The following is a 17,781-nucleotide window of genomic DNA, read 5'->3' as shown; positions in this document are numbered from 1 at the left end:
ATGCGGCGACCGCTCGAACTCACCCGTGAGACCCACGGGTAATCGCTGATTCGTAGCCGCGCAAGTCGACCCGGCGTGAACGACGTAGTGCGGTGACCTATCGGAGGTTGCCGCACTACGTCGGGAGCGGCAGAGCGGCCCACCCGCGAACCTTGTGCAGGCATGCCGGAGCCGGCGCCGAATGTCTTCCGGCAGAAGGATTCAGGGGATCAGTCGGGCAACTGCGCCGTCGTGATGCAGAACGGATGTCCCGCCGGGTCGAGCAACACTCGCCACCGGTCGCCGGGCTGGGTCGGTGCGGGCACGGCACCGAGAGCGAGGGCGCGCTGCTCGCACGCATCGAGGTCGTCGTCGGCCGCCAGATCCAGGTGCACGATCGCGCTGCCCGGCCACACGGGCGGCTGGTAGTCGGGGATCCGTTGGGCGATGACCGCTAGGCCCGACGGAATGCGGATCGCCACGCTGCGCTCCTTGTTCCACAGCGTGTGCCCGCCGAGCAGATCGAGGTAGAACCGCGCGAGCGCATCGGGGTCGGCGCAGTCCAGGGACAATCCCGCGATACGGAAAGGCTCTGTCACGCAAGGGAGTGTAGGGCCGACCGCATTGCCGCCCCGACGCGGGAGGTAGTCGAAGCCCGCCGCATTCCGTTGGCGGCCGGGCGAATTCGACGGACCACCCGAAATGTGCGGTGATCAGGGGAGCAGGCCGAGCCTGCGCGCGGTGACCACGGCCTCGTGCCGGGTACGCGCGTCCAGTTTGGTCATGACGTTGCGCAGGTAGCTCTTCACCGTTTCCGCGCCGAGCGAGAGACGCTGGGCGGCTTCCTGATTGGTGCAGCCGAGCGCGATCTCGGCGAGCACGTCCAGTTCCCGGCGGGACAGGCGCGGCGCGTCCGCGGCGGGTTCACCGGTGAGGACCCGGCCGAGGCGGTCACAGATGCCGTCCAGCCGAGTCCGCAGCCGCTCGTCGCCGGCCGCGCGCGCCAGGCCGCGCAGTTCGGCGCCGATGTCGCGCAGTTCCTCGGTGACGGCGGGCGCGGTGTCCGGTGCGGGAACCGACATCTCCAGCAGGCGCAGCCGCCGATCCACCTCGTCGCGGATCGCGATCTCGGTGGCCAGTCGTTTGCCCGCCTGCACCATCAGGTCGGCGGCGCGGTCGCCGAGCGGGGAGGCGCCGCGGGTCGCGGCGTAGAGCACCGCGCGCGAGCGGTCGGCCACGACCACCGGCACCGCCAGCACCGAGCGGATGCCCTCGCCCGACACCGGACCGTCGTAGTGGTGGGTGATGGAGGCTGCGTTGCGGTAGTCCGCTACCGAGGCGGGCCTGCGCATCTCCATGACCCGGCCGCCGAGGCCGGACTTGCGGAGCACGGTGAGCCCGCGCAGCCCGTTGGTCGTCGTCCCGACGAACTCGGTGAGCAGCAACGCATCCTCGTGCACCTCGCCACCGAATACGACAGGGACGCCCGCCCGGTGCGCCACCCAGCGAATCTCGGCGCGTAGCGCGTCCGCATCGCGGGGACGCAGCAGGGAAGTGGTGGTCAAACGACTCACCCCTTTTCGGGGGTAGTGACGAACGTGATGCGACCCACATCCTATGGGACACGAGGGTGGCGTGGATCACCGACGAGGAGAGACGAGATGAGCACGGACCTGGATGCGCGGGTACGCGAACTACTGGAGTGTTACGACGGATCGGAGGCGTGCGCGGCGCACCTGCTGTGCGACAGGCATCCGGCGGACCGGGTCGCGTTCACGGTGGTCGACGCGGATCTGAGCGCCACCGACCTCACCTATGGCGAACTGCGGGAGCGTTCGGCGCGATTCGCGGCGGCGCTGGCGGGTCTCGGCGTCGGGCGCGGCGATCGCGTCGCGACGCTGATGGGCAAGTCCGCGGATCTGATCGTGGCGCTGCTCGGTATCTGGCGCCGCGGCGCGGTGCACGTCCCCCTGTTCACCGCGTTCGCGCCGCCCGCCATCGCCTTCCGGCTGGAAGCCAGCCGGGCCGCGCTCGTCGTCGCGGACGCCGATCAGGCGGCGAAGCTCGCGCCCGGCGAGGACATTCCGGCCGACGCGCCGTGGCGGCTGATCGTCGCGGGCTCGCCCGCGGAGGTGCGTCCGGACACGTTGCGCTTCGCCGACCTGCTCGACGCGTACGCCGCCGACGACCCGCGCGCCGCCGCCGTCTCGGTCGGCGGCGACGGACTGCTGGTCCAGCTGTTCACCAGCGGCACCACCGGCACCCCGAAGGGCGTGCCGATCCCGGTGCGCGCGCTCGCGTCGTTCCACGCGTATCAGGAGTTCGCGCTGGACGTCCGACCCGACGACGTCTACTGGAACGCCGCCGATCCCGGCTGGGCCTACGGGCTGTACTACGCGATCCTGAGCCCGCTCGCCTCGGGAACCCGCAGCCTGCTGCTGCACGCGGGCTTCTCGGCGTCGCTCACCTGGCAGGTCCTGGAGCGGTTCGGTGTCACCAATTTCGCCGCGGCGCCCACCGTCTACCGCGCCTTGCGCGCCGACGGCACCTCGCCGCCACCGGATTTCGCGCTGCGCCGCGCCTCGTCCGCGGGTGAACCGCTCACTCCCGAGGTCGTCGCCTGGTCGGCCACGAACCTCGGGGTCACCGTCCGCGACCACTACGGGCAGACCGAGCACGGCATGGTCATCTGCAACGCGTGGCACGACGAACTCAGCGCCACCGTCCCGCTCGGGTCGATGGGCAGGCAGCTGCCCGGGTGGACGTGCGCCGTGCTCGCCGAGGACACCGACCGCGAGGCCGCGCCGGGCGAACTGGGCCGCGTCGCGATCGACACCGAGCGCAGCCCGCTGCTGTGGTTCCTCGGCTATCTCGACGCCCCGGAGCGCACCGCGCAGCGCTTCACCGCCGACGGTCGCTGGTATCTCACCGGCGACGCCGGATCCCGCGACGCCGACGGCTTCTTCCACTTCTCCGCCCGCGACGACGACGTGATCATCATGGCGGGCTACCGCATCGGCCCCTTCGAGGTGGAGAGCGTGCTCGTCCTGCACGAGCAGGTGGCGGAGGCCGCGGTGGTCGGCCTGCCGGACGAATTACGCGGCGAGGTGCTCGAAGCATTCGTGGTGTTGCGCACCGGATCCGCGGGCAGCGAAGAGCTGGCCGCCGAGTTGCAGCAACTGGTCAAGGAGAAGTTCGCCGCGCACGCCTACCCGCGACGGGTGCATTTCGTGACGAGCCTGCCCAAGACGCCCAGCGGCAAGGTGCAGCGTTTCGTGCTGCGGCAGCAGGGCGGTGCACGATGACCCTCGCGCTGCCGAGCTACGCCTCGGGCACCTCGGACACCCCGCTGCTCGGCGACACCATCGGCGCCGACCTGGATCGCACGGCGGCGGCGCACCCGGACAGGGAAGCGCTGGTCGACGTGCCGACGGGACGTCGCTGGACCTATCGCGCACTCGTCGCGGCCGTCGACGCGGTCGCGTCCGGTCTCTCCGCCGCGGGCCTGAGCAAGGGCGATCGCGTCGGCATCTGGGCGCCGAACTGCGCGGAGTGGTTCCTCGTGCAATATGCCACCGCCAAGCTGGGCGCGATCCTGGTCAACATCAATCCGGCCTACCGGACCAGCGAACTCGGCTATGTGCTGCGCCAGGCGGGGATTCGGATGCTGATCGCGGCGCCGGAGTTCAAGACCTCGAACTATGTCGCGATGATCGAGGAGGTGCGGCCCGAATGCCCCGGCCTCGAACAGGTGGTGATTCTCGGCTCCCCGGAGTGGGCCGCGGTCGCGGAGGCGCCGATCGACGCAGAGCGGCTGGCCGCGATCGCGCCGACGCTCTCGGCCGACGATCCGATCAACATCCAATACACCTCGGGCACAACGGGTTTCCCGAAGGGTGCCACCCTCAGTCACCACAACATCCTGAACAACGGCTTTTTCGTCGGTGAGCTGTGCGGGTACACCGAGCAGGACCGGATCTGCGTGCCGGTGCCCTTCTACCACTGCTTCGGCATGGTGATGGGCAATCTGGCCGCCACCAGTCACGGTGCGGCAGTGGTGATCCCGGCGCCCTCCTTCGAACCGGCCGCCACCCTCGCCGCGGTCGCGCAGGAGCGGTGCACCTCGCTCTACGGCGTGCCGACGATGTTCATCGCGGTGCTGGCCGAGCTCGACGCCCTGCTCGAAAAGACCGGAGCGACACCGGATCTGTCCACCCTGCGCACCGGCATCATGGCGGGTTCACCGTGCCCGGTCGAGGTGATGAAACGGGTCATCGATCGGCTGGGCATGCACGAGGTATGCATCTGTTACGGCATGACGGAGACGTCTCCGGTCTCCACCCAGACCCGCCGCGACGACGACCTGGAACGCCGCACCGCAACCGTCGGCCGCGTCGGCCCGCACCTCGAGGTCAAGATCGTCGATCCGGCAACGGGTCTGACCGTCCCGCGCGGCGAGCCCGGTGAACTGTGCACCCGCGGCTACTCCGTCATGCTCGGCTATTGGGACCAGCCCGAGAAGACCGCCGAAGCCATCGACGCGGCGCGCTGGATGCACACCGGCGACATCGGCGTCATGGACGCCGACGGCTACCTCGCCGTCACCGGACGAATCAAGGACATGGTCATCCGCGGCGGCGAGAACATCTACCCCCGCGAGATCGAGGAGTTCCTCTACACCCACCCCGACATCCTGGACGCCCAGGTGATCGGCGTCCCCGACGAGAAGTACGGCGAGGAACTGATGGCGTGGATCCGCATGCGCGAGGGCGCGACTCCCCTCGACGCCGCGGCCCTGCGCGCCTTCTGCACCGGCAAACTCGCCCACTTCAAAATCCCCCGCTACGTCCACGTGGTCGACGAATTCCCGATGACCGTCACCGGAAAGGTCCGCAAGGCCGAAATGCGCGAAATAGCAAAGGAGCTCCTCGGCTGACCAATACGGCATCTCAACGCGACAACTGATTCGCAAGGATAGGGCTCACAGGGCACGCCGACGCTTGCCCCGAGCCCTGACCTCGCGGTCCACCAGAACGCCAACTGATCTCGCAAGGACAAGAACACGCCGGGCATCCGAACCCGCGCGAGCCTCACCCTTTGGGGTCTACCCACGCGACAACTGATCTCGCAAGGGCCGGGTAACTCACCGGGTACGCCCAAAACTCACCCCGTCCCCGACCTCCGGCCCGGTACGAAACTTCCGGGGCACTCACGACCGGCAAGAGACGCGGAGAGGCGGAACAGCTAGTGTTGCCGGTCGTGACGACAGTGCCTGAGATCGCCAGTTCAGAGCCGAACAGCACCGACACGACCGCCGCCGCACCGACCGGCACCGCCCTGGCCAGCGTGGGCAGGCGTATCGCCGACGAACTCGGGGTGCGCGAAAGCCAGGTCCGCGCCGCGGTCGAGCTGCTCGACGCAGGGTCGACCGTGCCGTTCATCGCGCGCTACCGCAAGGAAGTGACCGGCGGGCTGGACGACGCCCAGTTGCGCCAGCTCGACGAGCGCCTGTCCTATCTGCGCGAACTCGACGAGCGCCGGGGCGCGATCATCGAATCCATCCGCGGCCAGGGCAAACTCGACGACGCGCTGCACCAGCAGCTGATGCTGGCCGAGACCAAGGCCCGCCTGGAAGACATCTACCTGCCGTACAAGCCGAAGCGGCGCACCAAGGCGCAGATCGCGCGCGAGGCGGGTCACGAACCGGTGGCCGACGCGCTGATCGGGGATCCGGCCACCGATCCCGCCCAGTACACCGCCGAGCAGCTCGACGGCGCCCGCGCCATTCTGGTCGAGCGGTTCGCCGAGGACGCGGATCTGGTGGGCGAGCTGCGCGAGATGATGTGGGAGCGCGGCCAGATCACCTCGACGGTGCGTCCCGGCAAGGAGGAGGCGGGCGCGAAGTTCGCCGACTACTTCGAGTTCGACGAGCCTTTCCACAAGCTTCCTTCGCATCGCGTGCTCGCGCTGCTGCGCGGTGAGAAGGAGGATGTGCTCACCCTGCACCTGGAACCGGACACCCAGGAGCTGGAGCCGGGGGAGCGCAGCGTCTACGAAGGCCGGATCGCGGTGCGTTTCGGTATCGCCGCCAATGGCCGCCCCGCGGACTCCTGGTTGCTGGACACGGTGCGCTGGGCTTGGCGCACCAAGCTTCAGGTCAGCCTGGGCATCGACACCCGGATGCGGTTGCGTCAGGCCGCGGAGAAGGACGCGGTCGACGTGTTCGCCGCCAACCTGCGCGATCTGCTGCTTGCCGCGCCCGCGGGCACGCGCACCACGATGGGCTTGGACCCGGGCTACCGCACCGGCGTGAAGGTCGCGGTCGTCGACGCCACCGGCAAGGTGGTGGCCACCGAGGTGATCTACCCGCACAAGCCGCAGGGGCAGACGGAGAAGTCGCTCGCGGTGCTCGGCGCGCTGGTCGCGCGGTTCGGCGTGGAGCTCATCGCGATCGGCAACGGCACCGCCTCGCGCGAGACCGACGCCCTTGCCGCCGAGCTGATCTCGCGCATACCGGAGAACAAGCCGACCAAGATCGTGGTCTCGGAGGCCGGCGCGTCGGTCTACTCCGCCTCGGCCTACGCCTCCCAGGAACTGCCCGATATGGACGTGTCGCTGCGCGGCGCGGTATCCATCGCGCGCCGCCTGCAGGACCCGCTCGCGGAGCTGGTGAAGATCGACCCGAAGTCGATCGGCGTCGGCCAGTACCAGCACGACGTCTCCGAGACGTTGCTGGCCCGCTCGCTGGGCGCGGTGGTCGAGGACGCGGTGAACGCGGTCGGCGTCGACGTCAACACCGCCTCGGTGCCGCTGCTCTCGCGGGTCTCGGGTATCGCGTCCTCGGTGGCGGAAAGCATTGTGGCGCATCGGGACCAGCACGGCCCGTTCCGCAGCCGCGGCGCGCTGCTCGACGTGCCCCGGCTCGGCCCGAAGGCGTTCGAACAGTGCGCGGGCTTCCTGCGCATCCGCGGCGGCGAGGATCCGCTCGACACCTCCGCGGTGCACCCCGAGGCCTATCCGGTGGTCCGGCGCATCCTGGAATCCACCGGGCGCGGGATGGCCGAGCTGATCGGCAACACCACCGCGTTGCGTGCGCTGCGCGCCGCGGAGTTCACCGACGAGAAGTTCGGTGTGCCGACGGTCACCGACATCATCAGCGAACTCGAGAAGCCGGGCCGTGACCCGCGCCCGGAGTTCAAGACCGCCGAATTCGCCGCGGGTGTCGAGAAGGTCGCCGACCTGAAGCCGGGCATGGTGCTCGAAGGAGTCGTCACCAATGTCGCCGCGTTCGGCGCGTTCGTCGACGTCGGTGTGCACCAAGACGGTCTTGTGCACGTCTCGGCCATGTCGCACACCTTCGTCAAGGATCCGCGCGAGGTGGTGAAGTCCGGCGACGTGGTGAAGGTGAAGGTGCTCGAGGTCGACGTCGCCCGCCAGCGCATCGGACTCTCGCTGCGCCTGGACGACGAGCCGGGCGCGCCCGCGAAGAACGAGCGCGGCGGCAACCGGGGCCAGGGCGGCGGACGCCCCGGCGGAGACGGCAAGCAACGGCAGAATGGTCAAGGACGGCAGCAGCAAGGACGCGGTCAGGGCAATCAGCGGCGCAACGCCCCCGCGCCGAGTGGTTCCATGGCCGACGCGCTGCGCCGAGCCGGATTCGGGCAGTAGGCGCCAGCGCGGGGCGGAGGGATGTAGGCGGCCATGCGACGGTGGCTCGAAGAGGACGTGATCGCGCAGGGCCGCGTGCCCCTGCTGTGCTTCCTCTTCGGGTTCATCGTCGGATTCCTGTTCATCCGGCTCAGCGTCCGGATGATCAGGGCCGAGGTGCGCTGGTGGCCGGGCAACCTGCGCGCCGGGGACGTGCACATCCACCACATGGTGTTCGGCGTGATCCTGGTGCTCGGCTCCGGACTCGGCCTGGTTGCGGTCTTCGAGAACGGGAGCACCGCCACCGCGGCCGCGCTGTCGGCGGCGTTCGGCGTCGGCGCCTCCCTGGTGCTCGACGAGTTCGCGCTGATCTACTACCTGCGCGACGTGTACTGGGAGGAGCAGGGCCGCACCTCGGTGGACGCGGTGTTCGTCGCGCTGGCCGTGACCGGGCTGCTGCTGCTCGGATTTCATCCGCTGTCGCTGTTGGAGATCAACGACTTCCGCGATTCCGTGGACACCGGCGCGCGGATCCTGGTGACCGCGTTCGCCCTCGTGAATCTGATGCTCGCCGCGATCGTCATCGCCAAGGGCAAGATCTGGACCGGCTTGTTCGGCATGTTCTTTCCGCCGCTGCTCGTCGTCGGCGCGCTGCGGTTGAGCAGGCCGGGTGCACCCTGGGCGCGGTGGCGCTATGCCGACCGGCGCAGGCTGCGATACCGGGCGATCGTGCGGGAACGCCGGTACCGCAGGCCGGTCATCCGGGCCAAGATCTTCGTGCAGGACCTGGTCGCGGGCAAACCCGACGTCGAGCACGTCCGCACGGCGGCGGAGGCGGAGCTGACCAGGACCGTGGTGCCCGCGCCGCCCGCGCCGCACCGGCACCACCACCACCTGCCCTGGGCGGCCGATCACGGCGAGGACCACTGATCCGCAGGCTGCGGCCGGTCGGCGATCCCCCGGGGCCGATTTTCGGCGGAGCCCCCTGGTCTGGCACAATGCACAGGTTGCCCTGGGTGCATTTCGACCCCGGGAGCATCCCTTAATTCGGAGCATGAACCGGTCGAGCACACCCCGTGCCACCAGGGTCCTCTGTTCGCGCGAACTCCAGAAGGATGGAAATGAACACCCTTGACTTCGTCGACGAAAAGTCGCTGCGCAGCGATGTCCCCGCGTTCCGCCCGGGCGACACCCTGAACGTGCACGTGAAGGTCATCGAAGGCTCGAAGGAGCGCATCCAGGTCTTCAAGGGCGTCGTGATCCGTCGCCAGGGCGGTGGCATCCGCGAGACCTTCACCGTCCGCAAGGTGTCGTTCGGTGTCGGCGTGGAGCGCACCTTCCCGGTGCACAGCCCCAACATCGACCACATCGATGTCGTGACCCGCGGTGACGTCCGCCGGGCGAAGCTGTACTACCTGCGCGACCTGCGCGGTAAGGCAGCCAAGATCAAGGAAAAGCGCTGATCGCTTTGCCCTGACCCGGCACGAATGATCTTCACTGGCCCGGCACCGGACGCGAGTCATGGTGCCGGGCTAGTCTGTTCCGCGTGGCAGACGAAAGTGGGTCGGTGTCGGTGTCCGGATCGGGCGACGAGGGGGCGGGACGCCGCAGCAGGCGGCAGGCGAAGGCGAAGAAGCCGAAGAAGCAGCGCCCGTTCTGGCAGGAGCTGCCGGTCCTCATCGTGATCGCGGCCGTCATAGCCGCGCTGATGGTCAGCTTCGTCGGGCGGCCGTACGTGATTCCCTCCCAGTCGATGGAGGAGACCCTCCAGATCGGCGATCGCATCTACGTGCAGAAGGTCAGCTACTACGGCGGCGACCCGCAACCCGGTGACGTGGTGGTCTTCGTCGGACCGCCCTCCTGGAACACCCGCTACCAGTCGATCCGCTCGGACAACGCGGTCGTGCGCGGGGTGCAGAACTTCTTCTCCTTCTTCGGCCTCGTGCCGCCCGACGAGAACGACCTGGTCAAGCGGGTCATCGCGGTCGGCGGCCAGACAGTGCAGTGCTGCGACGCGCAGGGCAGGGTCATGGTGGACGGCAAACCACTGGACGAGCCGTACGTCGAGAACGATTACCGCTGGCTGCCCGGCCAGCAGAACGCCACCTATCCCGCGGGCCGCGTGTTCGGTCCGGTGAAGGTGCCGGAGGGGCACCTGTGGGTGATGGGCGACAACCGCAACCAGTCCGCGGACTCCCGCGCCCACGTCGGCGACGAACTGCAGGGCACCGTCCCCATCGACAACGTCCGAGGCAAGGCGGTCATGAAGATCTGGCCGCCGAACCGGATGGGGCTCATCCGTTCCCAGGACCCGCAGACGAACTGAGGCGCGCGGCCGCAGCATAATTGGACGGTGGGGCAGGCCGGAGCAGTGGGTGACCGAATGACGGCGCGGAACGGGTGGCCGCCGCGTGTGGTGATGCGCAAGGCGGGCGGCTTGCGCACGCTGGAGGCGGCGTTGATCCGCAGCGGGCTCGGCCCGGTGGCGGGCGTGGACGAGGCCGGTCGTGGCCCGTGCGCAGGCCCCCTGGTCGTGGCGGCCTGCCTGCTCGCCCCGAAGGCCTACGACAAACTCGCGGGCCTCGACGACTCCAAGAAGCTCACCGAGGCCACCCGCGAGGGGCTGTATCCGGTCATCACCCGGCTGGCGCTGGCCTGGAACGTCGTGGTGATCCCGGCCTGGGAGATCGACTCCATCGGCATCCATGTGGCCAATATCGAGGGCATGCGCCGTGCCGTGGCGGGCCTCGGCCACACACCCGGCTACGTGCTCACCGACGGGTTCCGTGTGCCGGGCATCCCGGTGCCTTCACTGCCCGTGATCGGCGGTGACGCGGCCGCGGCCTGCATCGCCGCGGCCAGCATCCTGGCCAAGGTGACAAGGGACCGGATCATGGTGGAAATGGACCGGCGCTTACCCGGCTACGGTTTCGCCGCGCACAAGGGCTACAACACGCCCGAACACACCGCCGCGCTCAACGCCCTCGGTCCGTGCAGCGAACACCGGCGATCGTGGCGCAATGTGCGCGAGACGGCGGGATTGCGGCCGCTCGATCCGGCCGTCGAGTACGCCGATGCGATGCTGGCCGACGGTCTCGAGGACGGCCGGGTAGCTACCGATGCCGCCCATGCGAGATGATTGTTCAAGACGGTGTGAGCGTCAGGCCATCAAGCGGTAGCGGGGGTGACCACGCAGGCCACGCGAACGCCGCCGATACGATGCAGTGCGGCGAGAAGGAGGACGTCCCACCCGATGAGTGCCGAGGACCTCGAGAAGTACGAAACCGAGATGGAGCTCTCGCTGTATCGCGAGTACAAGGACATCGTCGGTCAGTTCTCGTACGTGGTGGAGACCGAGCGCCGCTTCTACCTGGCCAATTCCGTGGAGCTGCGCCCGCAGAACGCCGACGGTGAGGTGTACTTCGAGGTGCGCATGAGCGACGCCTGGGTCTGGGACATGTACCGGCCCGCGCGCTTCGTCAAGCACGTCCGGGTGATCACCTTCAAGGACGTCAACATCGAGGAGCTGGAGAAGCCCGACCTGCGGCTTCCCGAGTAGTCCCGCGGCCAGGTCCGTGGTCGGAGCCCGGTAGCACAGTGCGCCGATAGGTAGGTGCGGTGATGGGCGGCGCGGCAGTGTGTTGTCCACAGCGGCGTCTTCGTCCACAGGGCGGCTATCGGCCCAGGTCGCCACGTCCGGACGACGGCGCGGTGCGGTCACGATCGTCGGGTGGCAGACAAACAGGCGCTCGGCGCGTACGGGGAAGAGCTGGCGGCACGATTCCTGCAAGACGCGGGCATGGAGATCGTGGTGCGCAACTGGCGGTGCCGGTACGGCGAACTCGATCTGATCGCCCGTGATTCCGGCACCACCGCGTTCGTCGAGGTGAAGACCCGCAGCGGCCTCGGCTTCGGCACGCCCGCCGAGGCCGTCACCTTCACCAAGCAGCAGCGGATACGGCGGCTCGCGCTGCTCTGGCTGGCCGAACAGGACGGCCCGTGGCGCCGGATCCGCTTCGACGTGATCTCGGTGCTGATCACGCCCGGCCGTCGCCCGGTGATCGACCACCTCGAGGCGGTCTTCTGATGGCGCTCGGTCGCGCCCATTCGGTGGCGGTCACGGGAGTGGACGGGCAGCTGGTCGAGATCGAGGCCGACATCGGTCAGGGTCTGCCGTCGGTGCACCTGGTCGGATTGCCGGACACCGCGCTCTCGGAATCTCGCGACCGGGTGCGCTCGGCGGTGGCGAATTCCGGAGAGAAGTGGCCGGACGGGCGGGTGATCCTCGCGCTGTCGCCCGCGACCCTGCCCAAGATCGGCAGCGTCTACGACATGGCACTCGCGGTTTCGGTGCTGGATGCGGCGGGCGTGGTGCCCTCGGAGCGCCTGGCGAAGACGGTGCTGCTCGGCGAGCTGGCACTGGACGGGCGGGTGCGCCGGGTGCGCGGCGTCCTGCCCGCGGTGATCGCCGCGCGCAATGCGGGCTGGTCGACGGTGGTGGTGCCCGAATGCGCCTTGGCCGAGGCGAGTCTGGTTGAAGGCGTCGACGTGTTCGGCGCGCCCAGCCTGCGCGCCGTGGTCGCCTGGCTGCGCGGTGAGGGCGCCCTGCCGGAGCCCAGCGGTGAACTGCCCGACACGGCGTGCACCTGCGGCGACCTCAGCGAGGTGGTCGGTCAGGACGAGGCCCGCTGGGCGCTGGAGGTGGCCGCGGCCGGCGGCCACCATCTCCTTCTCACCGGGCCGCCGGGCATCGGCAAAACCATGCTGGCGCAGCGTCTTCCGGGTCTGCTACCACCGCTGTCGGAAGCGGAGGCGCTGGAGGTGACGGCGATCCATTCGGTGGCGGGCGCGCTGTCCGGCGATCATCCGCTCATCACCGTGCCCCCGTTCGTCGCGCCGCACCACTCCACCTCGGTGACGGCGATGATCGGCGGCGGCTCGGGCTCGGCCCGTCCCGGCGCGGTGAGCCGCGCCCACCGCGGTGTTCTCTTCCTCGACGAATGCGCCGAAATCGGTGCGAAGGTCCTCGAAGCGATGCGAACCCCGTTGGAAGAGGGCGAGGTTCGCATCGCCCGCCGCGACGGAGTGGCGCGGTATCCGGCGCGCTTCCAGCTCGTCTTGGCCGCCAATCCCTGCCCCTGCGCGCCTGCCCGCGATGTGGACTGCATCTGCGCGCCTCTCGCGCGCCGCCGCTACCTCGGCAAACTGTCCGGGCCCCTGATGGACCGCATCGATATCTGGGTGCAGATGCACGGACAGTCGGGCGCGACCTTCAGCGCCGACGCCGCCGAGAGCAGCGCGGTGGTGCGCGAACGCGTCGCCGCCGCCAGGAAGGCCGCGGTGCACCGCTGGCGCGAGGACGGCTGGCTCACCAATGCCGAAGTGCCGGGACATGCACTGCGCCAGCGGTTCCGGCTGCCACGCGAATCCGTCGCTCCGGTCGAGGCGGCCCTGCGCATGGGTCGCATGTCCGCCAGGGGCGCCGATCGCGCCATCCGCGTCGCGTGGACCGTGTGCGATCTGCGCGGGGCCGACATTCCCAATGCGCAGGACGTCATGCTGGCGCTCAACTTCCGGCAGCGGGGTGCACAGTGAGGGGGCTGTGCGGCAGAGGGTTTGGCGAGCAGGTGTCGGCGTGGCGGCTGTCGATTGCCCTGCGCGGCGGTCGCTTGGCGAGACCGGGGGCGGCGGAGGAGCACGCGGCAGGCCCGGGCCGCTGTGCGTCGCCGGTGTCGGCGAACGGTCGCGAGGGAGGTCCGCGATGACGGGCGCGCGGCGAGGGACGCGGGATGAGGCTGGGCGCGAGGGCGCTGACGGCTTTGCGGTTCGCGATGCTTCCCCTGGGGCACGGGAGGTTTCGCCGCGCGCTGCCTCGGAGGACGCGCGGCAGGGATCCGGCGCGGAGCTAGGTGTCCGCGACGCTCTCGACGGGGGCGGGGCTGGTGCGGGTTGGGCGCTGTGCCTCGATGAGCTGGAGGGGTCCGCTGCGGCACTCGGGGTTCGGGATGCTGCGAACGGGAATCGGGCTGGTTCGCATCAGACGGTGTGCCTCGATGAGCTGGACGGGTCTGCTGCGGCACTCGAGGTTCGGAATGCTGCGAACGGGGACCGGACTGGTTCGCATCCGGCGGTGTCGAGTGTTGGGCGGGAGGAGTGTGTTGCAGAGCTCGGTGGCCGGAGCCGGTTCGACGGGGATCGAAGTGGTCGGAGACAAGAACCCGGCACGGGGTCGCGAGCGGTATCGAATGACGCTCGGCACGAGGCCGTTGCCGAGATAGGTGTCTGCGATCTCGATGGGGATGAGGCTGGTGCGCGTCGGGCGGTGTGCCTCGACGAGCGGGGCGAGTCTGCTGCGGCACTCGAGGTTCGGGATGTTGCGAACGGGGACCGGGCTGGTACGCATCCGGCGGTGTGGAGTGGTGGGCGCGACGAGTGTGTTGCGGGGCTCGATGTTCGTAGTCGTGTCGAGGGGGAACGGAGTGATCCGCAACAGGCATACGGCACAGGATCGCCGGTGCCGAGCGGTGGGGAAGCGGTGGATGCAGACGAGCGGCGGTTGGCCTGGGTGTACCTCTCGCGGGTCGTCGAAGGGCCGTGCGCGGCGCTGTCCGCGTTGATCGAATCGGTCGGGGTGGTCGAGGCCGCGCGGGCGGTGCGGGAGTGCGATCTCCCGGAGTCGCTGCGCGGGCCGACCCGGCGACGGCGCGAGATCGACTCGGCGGCAGCTGATCTGGTGGCCGTCGAGCGGATCGGCGGCCGGGTGGTGACGCCCGACGATCCCGAGTGGCCCGCGTGGCGGCTGCTGGGACTGGGTCAGCTCGAGCCGGGGCGCGATCCGGACGGCGCGATGCCGCTGGTGCTCTGGGTGCGGGGACGGCGCTCGCTGCTTGAGTCGAGCGAACGGGCCTTGGCCGTGGTCGGGTCGCGGTGCAGCACGGGATACGGCAATCGGATCACGGCCGAGATCGCGGGCGAACTGGCCGCGCAGGGCTGGACCATCGTGTCCGGCGCGGCCTTCGGAGTCGATGCGATGGCGCATCGAGCGGCACTAGCGGTCGGCGGGCTAACCATCGCGGTGCTGGCCTGCGGTGTCGATCGCCCGTATCCGGCCCAGCACGAACGGTTGCTGGCCGAGATCGCGGAGGTCGGTCTCGTGGTCAGCGAATATCCGCCGGGCACGGTCGCCAGGAAGCATCATTTCCTGGCCCGCAATCGGCTGATCGCGGCGTTCGCCGACGGTGTGCTCGTCACCGAGGCCGGGCTGCGCAGCGGCGCGCGCAACACCGTGAAATGGGCGCGGCGACTGGGCCGTCCGGCCCTGGCGGTCCCCGGGCCGGTCACCTCGGCGGCCTCGACGGGATGTCATCGGATGATCCGCGACGGTGAGGCGCTGCTCGTCACCCGCACCGAGGAAGTGATCGACGAGGCGGGCCCGCTGCGCTTGTCCCTGCCCGGCAGCGCGGGCCGCGTTCCGGACACCCCCGAGCACCTCATCGGCGACGAGGCCGCCGTCTTCGCCGCGCTCCCCGCCATCGGCTCCCGCCTGCCGCACGAACTGACCGGGCACTGCGAACTCCCGCTGCCCGCGATCCGCGCGGCCCTCGTCGCGCTCGAGCTGGCGGGATTGATCGGCCTGGACGACAGCGGGTGGCACCGCACACCAGCGACATCCTCAGGAGTCCGCTCATGAGGTTGCCTCTTCCGGCCGCCCGTGCGCGATGCGCCGCGGAGTACGCCCGGTCCCTGCGGGGCGCGGATCTCGGCGGGGCCGGTGAGAACGTGCGGGAAGGTCGCGGATTTTCTGCGGCCCACCGGGATTCGCGGTTCGGTGGTCACGTCGGTGTCGCCCCTTGTCTTTGCCGAGCACCTGAGGTCGGGGCCGGTGGTCGGGCTGGGCGAAAACTGTCGACACCGAATATCGGCGACGACAGGAGTTCGCGAATGAGGTTGTGTATTTCGAGCGCCGAGGCACGACGCACGGTGCGGCGAAGTTCCCGTGCACAGCGTGACGAGCGAAAGAATCGTCTCCGGTCACCGTCGAGCAGGCGACTCCGGTCGGGGTGGATGGAAGCTGGTGGCGCCGTGGTCTGTTCGGTGGTCTCGAGTGCGCTCGCGACACAGTCGATTGCTGTCCGGAGTGCGATGCGCGACACCTCGAGACGCCCGGTCCGGCGCGGTTCCTTGCCAACCGCCGCGTCCGCGGCGACCGTGGTGGGGTGGACGACTTGCCCGAGGATCTGGACGCACTGTTGGCGGAATACGGGCGGCATCTGCGGCTCGGCCGCAACCGCTCGGCCCACACCGTGCGCGCCTACCTCGGCGACGCCCGGTCCCTGCTGGCGCACCTGTACGCCCGCTCCCCGGATTCCGCGATCCGGGAGCTGGACTTGGCCTTGCTGCGGTCCTGGCTCGCGCAGCAGTCGGCGAACGGCGCGGCTCGCACGACGATGGCGCGCCGCGCGTCCTCGGCGCGCACGTTCACCGGGTGGCTCACCAAGGCGGGCAGGCTCGAGGTCGATCCCGGCCTGCGGCTCGGTTCGCCCAAGGCGCACCGGACGCTGCCCGCCGTGCTCGGCAGGCAGCAGGCGGTGGAAGCCATGGACGCGGCGGAATCAGGTGCTGCGCAGCACGATCCGATGGCGTTGCGGGACCGGTTGATCGTCGAGTTGCTGTATTCGACCGGGATCCGGGTGAGCGAACTGTGCGGCCTGGACATAGACGACGTGGACCGGGAGCGGCACCTGGTGCGAGTGCTCGGCAAGGGGAACAAGGAGCGCTCGGTCCCGTTCGGCGCGCCTGGCGAACGCGCCGTGGCGGAGTGGCTGCGCTACGGCCGCCCCGCGTTCGCGACCGCCGAATCCGGGCGCGCGCTGCTGCTCGGCAGGCGCGGCCGCAGGCTGGATCAGCGGCAGGCCAGGAGCGTGGTGCACGAGGTCGTTTCGGCGATCCCCGGCGCGCCCGACCTCGGCCCGCACGGACTGCGCCACAGCGCGGCCACCCACCTGCTCGAGGGCGGCGCGGATCTGCGCGTGGTGCAGGAAGTGCTCGGTCACGCCAGCATGGCCACCACCCAGCTGTATACGCACGTGTCCATCGAACGCCTGAAGAAGGTGCACGACCAGGCCCACCCTCGCGCCTGAGGCGCCGGGTCTGCCCAGCCCACCGCGTGTCGACATCGCCCAGCTGCTGCTGGTGACCTTCAGCCGGGCCGCGACGCAAGAATTGCGCGAACGAGCCCGCGACCGATTCGTGGCGGTGGCGGCCGCGCTGGCCGATCCGGTGGCGGTGCGGGCGCACGGGACGGCGGGGCCGAACCGATCCTCGGCGACCGCTCTTCGGTCCCGGATTCGGCCGCGCAGGCATCGCCCACCCGCACTCCACCGATCTTCGATCGCGGATAGGCTCCCGATGACCTTTCAACACGCCGCGCCGGTGTGCATCGGGGTCGCCGCACGTGCGCCGCGCGCTTCCGCGAGGTTCGTGGACGACCGCCCGGTCTGCCGATACGCTGACGTTGCTGAACGTTTGCTTGCGGCACGAAACAGACCAGAGACGGAGTGGTGCCCGTGCACCCTGGTGGCGGAAGCGTGACCCCGGACGTTCTTCGGCGCCCGGCCGATTCGGTCGCGGCTGTGCTCGGCGTATCGCACTCGTTCCCCGGCGAGGCGGCATGACGCTCCCGGACGTCGGCTCGGAATCGGAGGACGACGAGGAAGGCGTCGACTATCGCTTCACCCTGGCCAACGAGCGGACCTTCCTGGCGTGGATGCGCACCTCGCTCGGCCTGCTCGCGGGCGGCGTCGCCGTGCACACCCTGGTGCAGCCGTTCCACATGGCCGGTCTGCGGCGGATGCTCGCGGTCAGCTGCATCGTGCTCGCGGTCGTCGTCGCGCTCGGCGGCTACCTGCACTGGCGTCGGATCGGGCGCGCGATGCGCCGCGGCGAACCGCTGCCGGAGACGCTGCTGGTGCCGATCCTGTCCGCGGGCATCGGCGCGGTCTCGATCATGGCGTGCGTCGCGGTGTTGCTGCGATGACGGTCCGGGACGTGGGCCTGGCCGCCGAGCGCACCGCGCTGGCCTGGCGTCGCACGGCCATCAGCGCGATGGTCGTCGCCGCACTGTGCATCGACCACGTGGTGAGCGCCGGGTGGCGC

Annotated in this window: 16 protein-coding genes; 14 read left to right on the top strand and 2 right to left on the bottom strand. The window is 69.8% G+C overall.

The features are described 5' to 3' along the window. Positions 1 to 209 precede the first annotated feature (209 nt). Both NL1_RS29845 and NL1_RS29840 read right to left on the bottom strand, forming a co-directional pair. Positions 210 to 578 (bottom strand): VOC family protein, encoded by a 369-nt coding sequence (locus NL1_RS29845; protein WP_067846266.1) that lies wholly within the window; start codon positions 576 to 578, stop codon positions 210 to 212. A 114-nt stretch (positions 579 to 692) separates the two neighbouring features. Then, a complete protein-coding gene (locus NL1_RS29840; RefSeq protein ID WP_084511128.1) occupies positions 693 to 1,544 on the bottom strand; it encodes a helix-turn-helix transcriptional regulator in 852 nt (283 codons plus the stop codon). 96 nt (positions 1,545 to 1,640) lie between these two features. Between NL1_RS29840 and NL1_RS29835 the strand changes: the two genes are divergently transcribed. The 14 genes from NL1_RS29835 to NL1_RS40340 form a co-directional block, all read left to right on the top strand. Continuing rightward, a complete protein-coding gene (locus NL1_RS29835; protein ID WP_067846260.1) occupies positions 1,641 to 3,284 on the top strand; it encodes an AMP-binding protein in 1,644 nt (547 codons plus the stop codon). After that, complete coding sequence (locus tag NL1_RS29830; RefSeq protein ID WP_067846257.1) at positions 3,281 to 4,915, top strand: AMP-binding protein; 1,635 nt, start codon at positions 3,281 to 3,283, stop codon at positions 4,913 to 4,915. The genes NL1_RS29835 and NL1_RS29830 overlap by 4 nt, the downstream gene beginning before the upstream one ends. Before the next feature lie 341 nt (positions 4,916 to 5,256). Continuing rightward, entirely contained in the window at positions 5,257 to 7,647 is a 2,391-nt protein-coding gene (locus NL1_RS29825) for a Tex family protein (RefSeq protein WP_067846311.1), read from the top strand. A gap of 33 nt (positions 7,648 to 7,680) precedes the next feature. Then, positions 7,681 to 8,556: a hypothetical protein gene (locus tag NL1_RS29820; protein WP_067846254.1), complete on the top strand. Its 876-nt coding sequence runs from the start codon at positions 7,681 to 7,683 to the stop codon at positions 8,554 to 8,556. Between the two features lie 191 nt (positions 8,557 to 8,747). Beyond that, on the top strand, positions 8,748 to 9,089 hold the full coding sequence (gene rplS, locus NL1_RS29815; protein WP_067658757.1) for a 50S ribosomal protein L19: 342 nt from the start codon (positions 8,748 to 8,750) through the stop codon (positions 9,087 to 9,089). A gap of 83 nt (positions 9,090 to 9,172) precedes the next feature. Beyond that, positions 9,173 to 9,952: a signal peptidase I gene (lepB, locus tag NL1_RS29810; RefSeq protein WP_373862607.1), complete on the top strand. Its 780-nt coding sequence runs from the start codon at positions 9,173 to 9,175 to the stop codon at positions 9,950 to 9,952. Between the two features lie 57 nt (positions 9,953 to 10,009). Then, entirely contained in the window at positions 10,010 to 10,765 is a 756-nt protein-coding gene (locus NL1_RS29805) for a ribonuclease HII (RefSeq protein ID WP_084511127.1), read from the top strand. A gap of 114 nt (positions 10,766 to 10,879) precedes the next feature. Then, positions 10,880 to 11,185 carry a DUF2469 domain-containing protein gene (locus tag NL1_RS29800; RefSeq protein WP_011210678.1) on the top strand — a complete coding sequence of 102 codons (306 nt, stop codon included), beginning with the start codon at positions 10,880 to 10,882 and terminating at the stop codon, positions 11,183 to 11,185. 171 nt (positions 11,186 to 11,356) lie between these two features. Continuing rightward, positions 11,357 to 11,713 carry a YraN family protein gene (locus tag NL1_RS29795; RefSeq protein WP_067846248.1) on the top strand — a complete coding sequence of 119 codons (357 nt, stop codon included), beginning with the start codon at positions 11,357 to 11,359 and terminating at the stop codon, positions 11,711 to 11,713. Beyond that, on the top strand, positions 11,713 to 13,221 hold the full coding sequence (locus tag NL1_RS29790) for a YifB family Mg chelatase-like AAA ATPase (protein WP_067846245.1): 1,509 nt from the start codon (positions 11,713 to 11,715) through the stop codon (positions 13,219 to 13,221). The genes NL1_RS29795 and NL1_RS29790 overlap by 1 nt, the downstream gene beginning before the upstream one ends. A gap of 919 nt (positions 13,222 to 14,140) precedes the next feature. Beyond that, entirely contained in the window at positions 14,141 to 15,316 is a 1,176-nt protein-coding gene (gene dprA, locus NL1_RS29780) for a DNA-processing protein DprA (RefSeq protein WP_245673644.1), read from the top strand. 526 nt (positions 15,317 to 15,842) lie between these two features. Next, positions 15,843 to 16,766: a tyrosine recombinase XerC gene (locus tag NL1_RS29775; protein ID WP_174553483.1), complete on the top strand. Its 924-nt coding sequence runs from the start codon at positions 15,843 to 15,845 to the stop codon at positions 16,764 to 16,766. 530 nt (positions 16,767 to 17,296) lie between these two features. Then, entirely contained in the window at positions 17,297 to 17,662 is a 366-nt protein-coding gene (locus NL1_RS29770) for a YidH family protein (protein WP_067846239.1), read from the top strand. Then, a partial coding sequence (locus NL1_RS40340; RefSeq protein ID WP_156095122.1) for a DUF202 domain-containing protein occupies positions 17,659 to 17,781 on the top strand: 123 nt, incomplete at its 3' end. The genes NL1_RS29770 and NL1_RS40340, both read left to right, overlap by 4 nt.

Origin of the sequence: Nocardia lijiangensis NBRC 108240 (assembly GCF_001613045.1) — a bacterium.
GTDB classification, from domain to species: Bacteria; Actinomycetota; Actinomycetes; order Mycobacteriales; family Mycobacteriaceae; genus Nocardia; species Nocardia lijiangensis.
The sequence above is the reverse complement of the archived record's forward strand: the minus strand, read 5'-3'. Positions and strand labels throughout refer to the sequence as shown.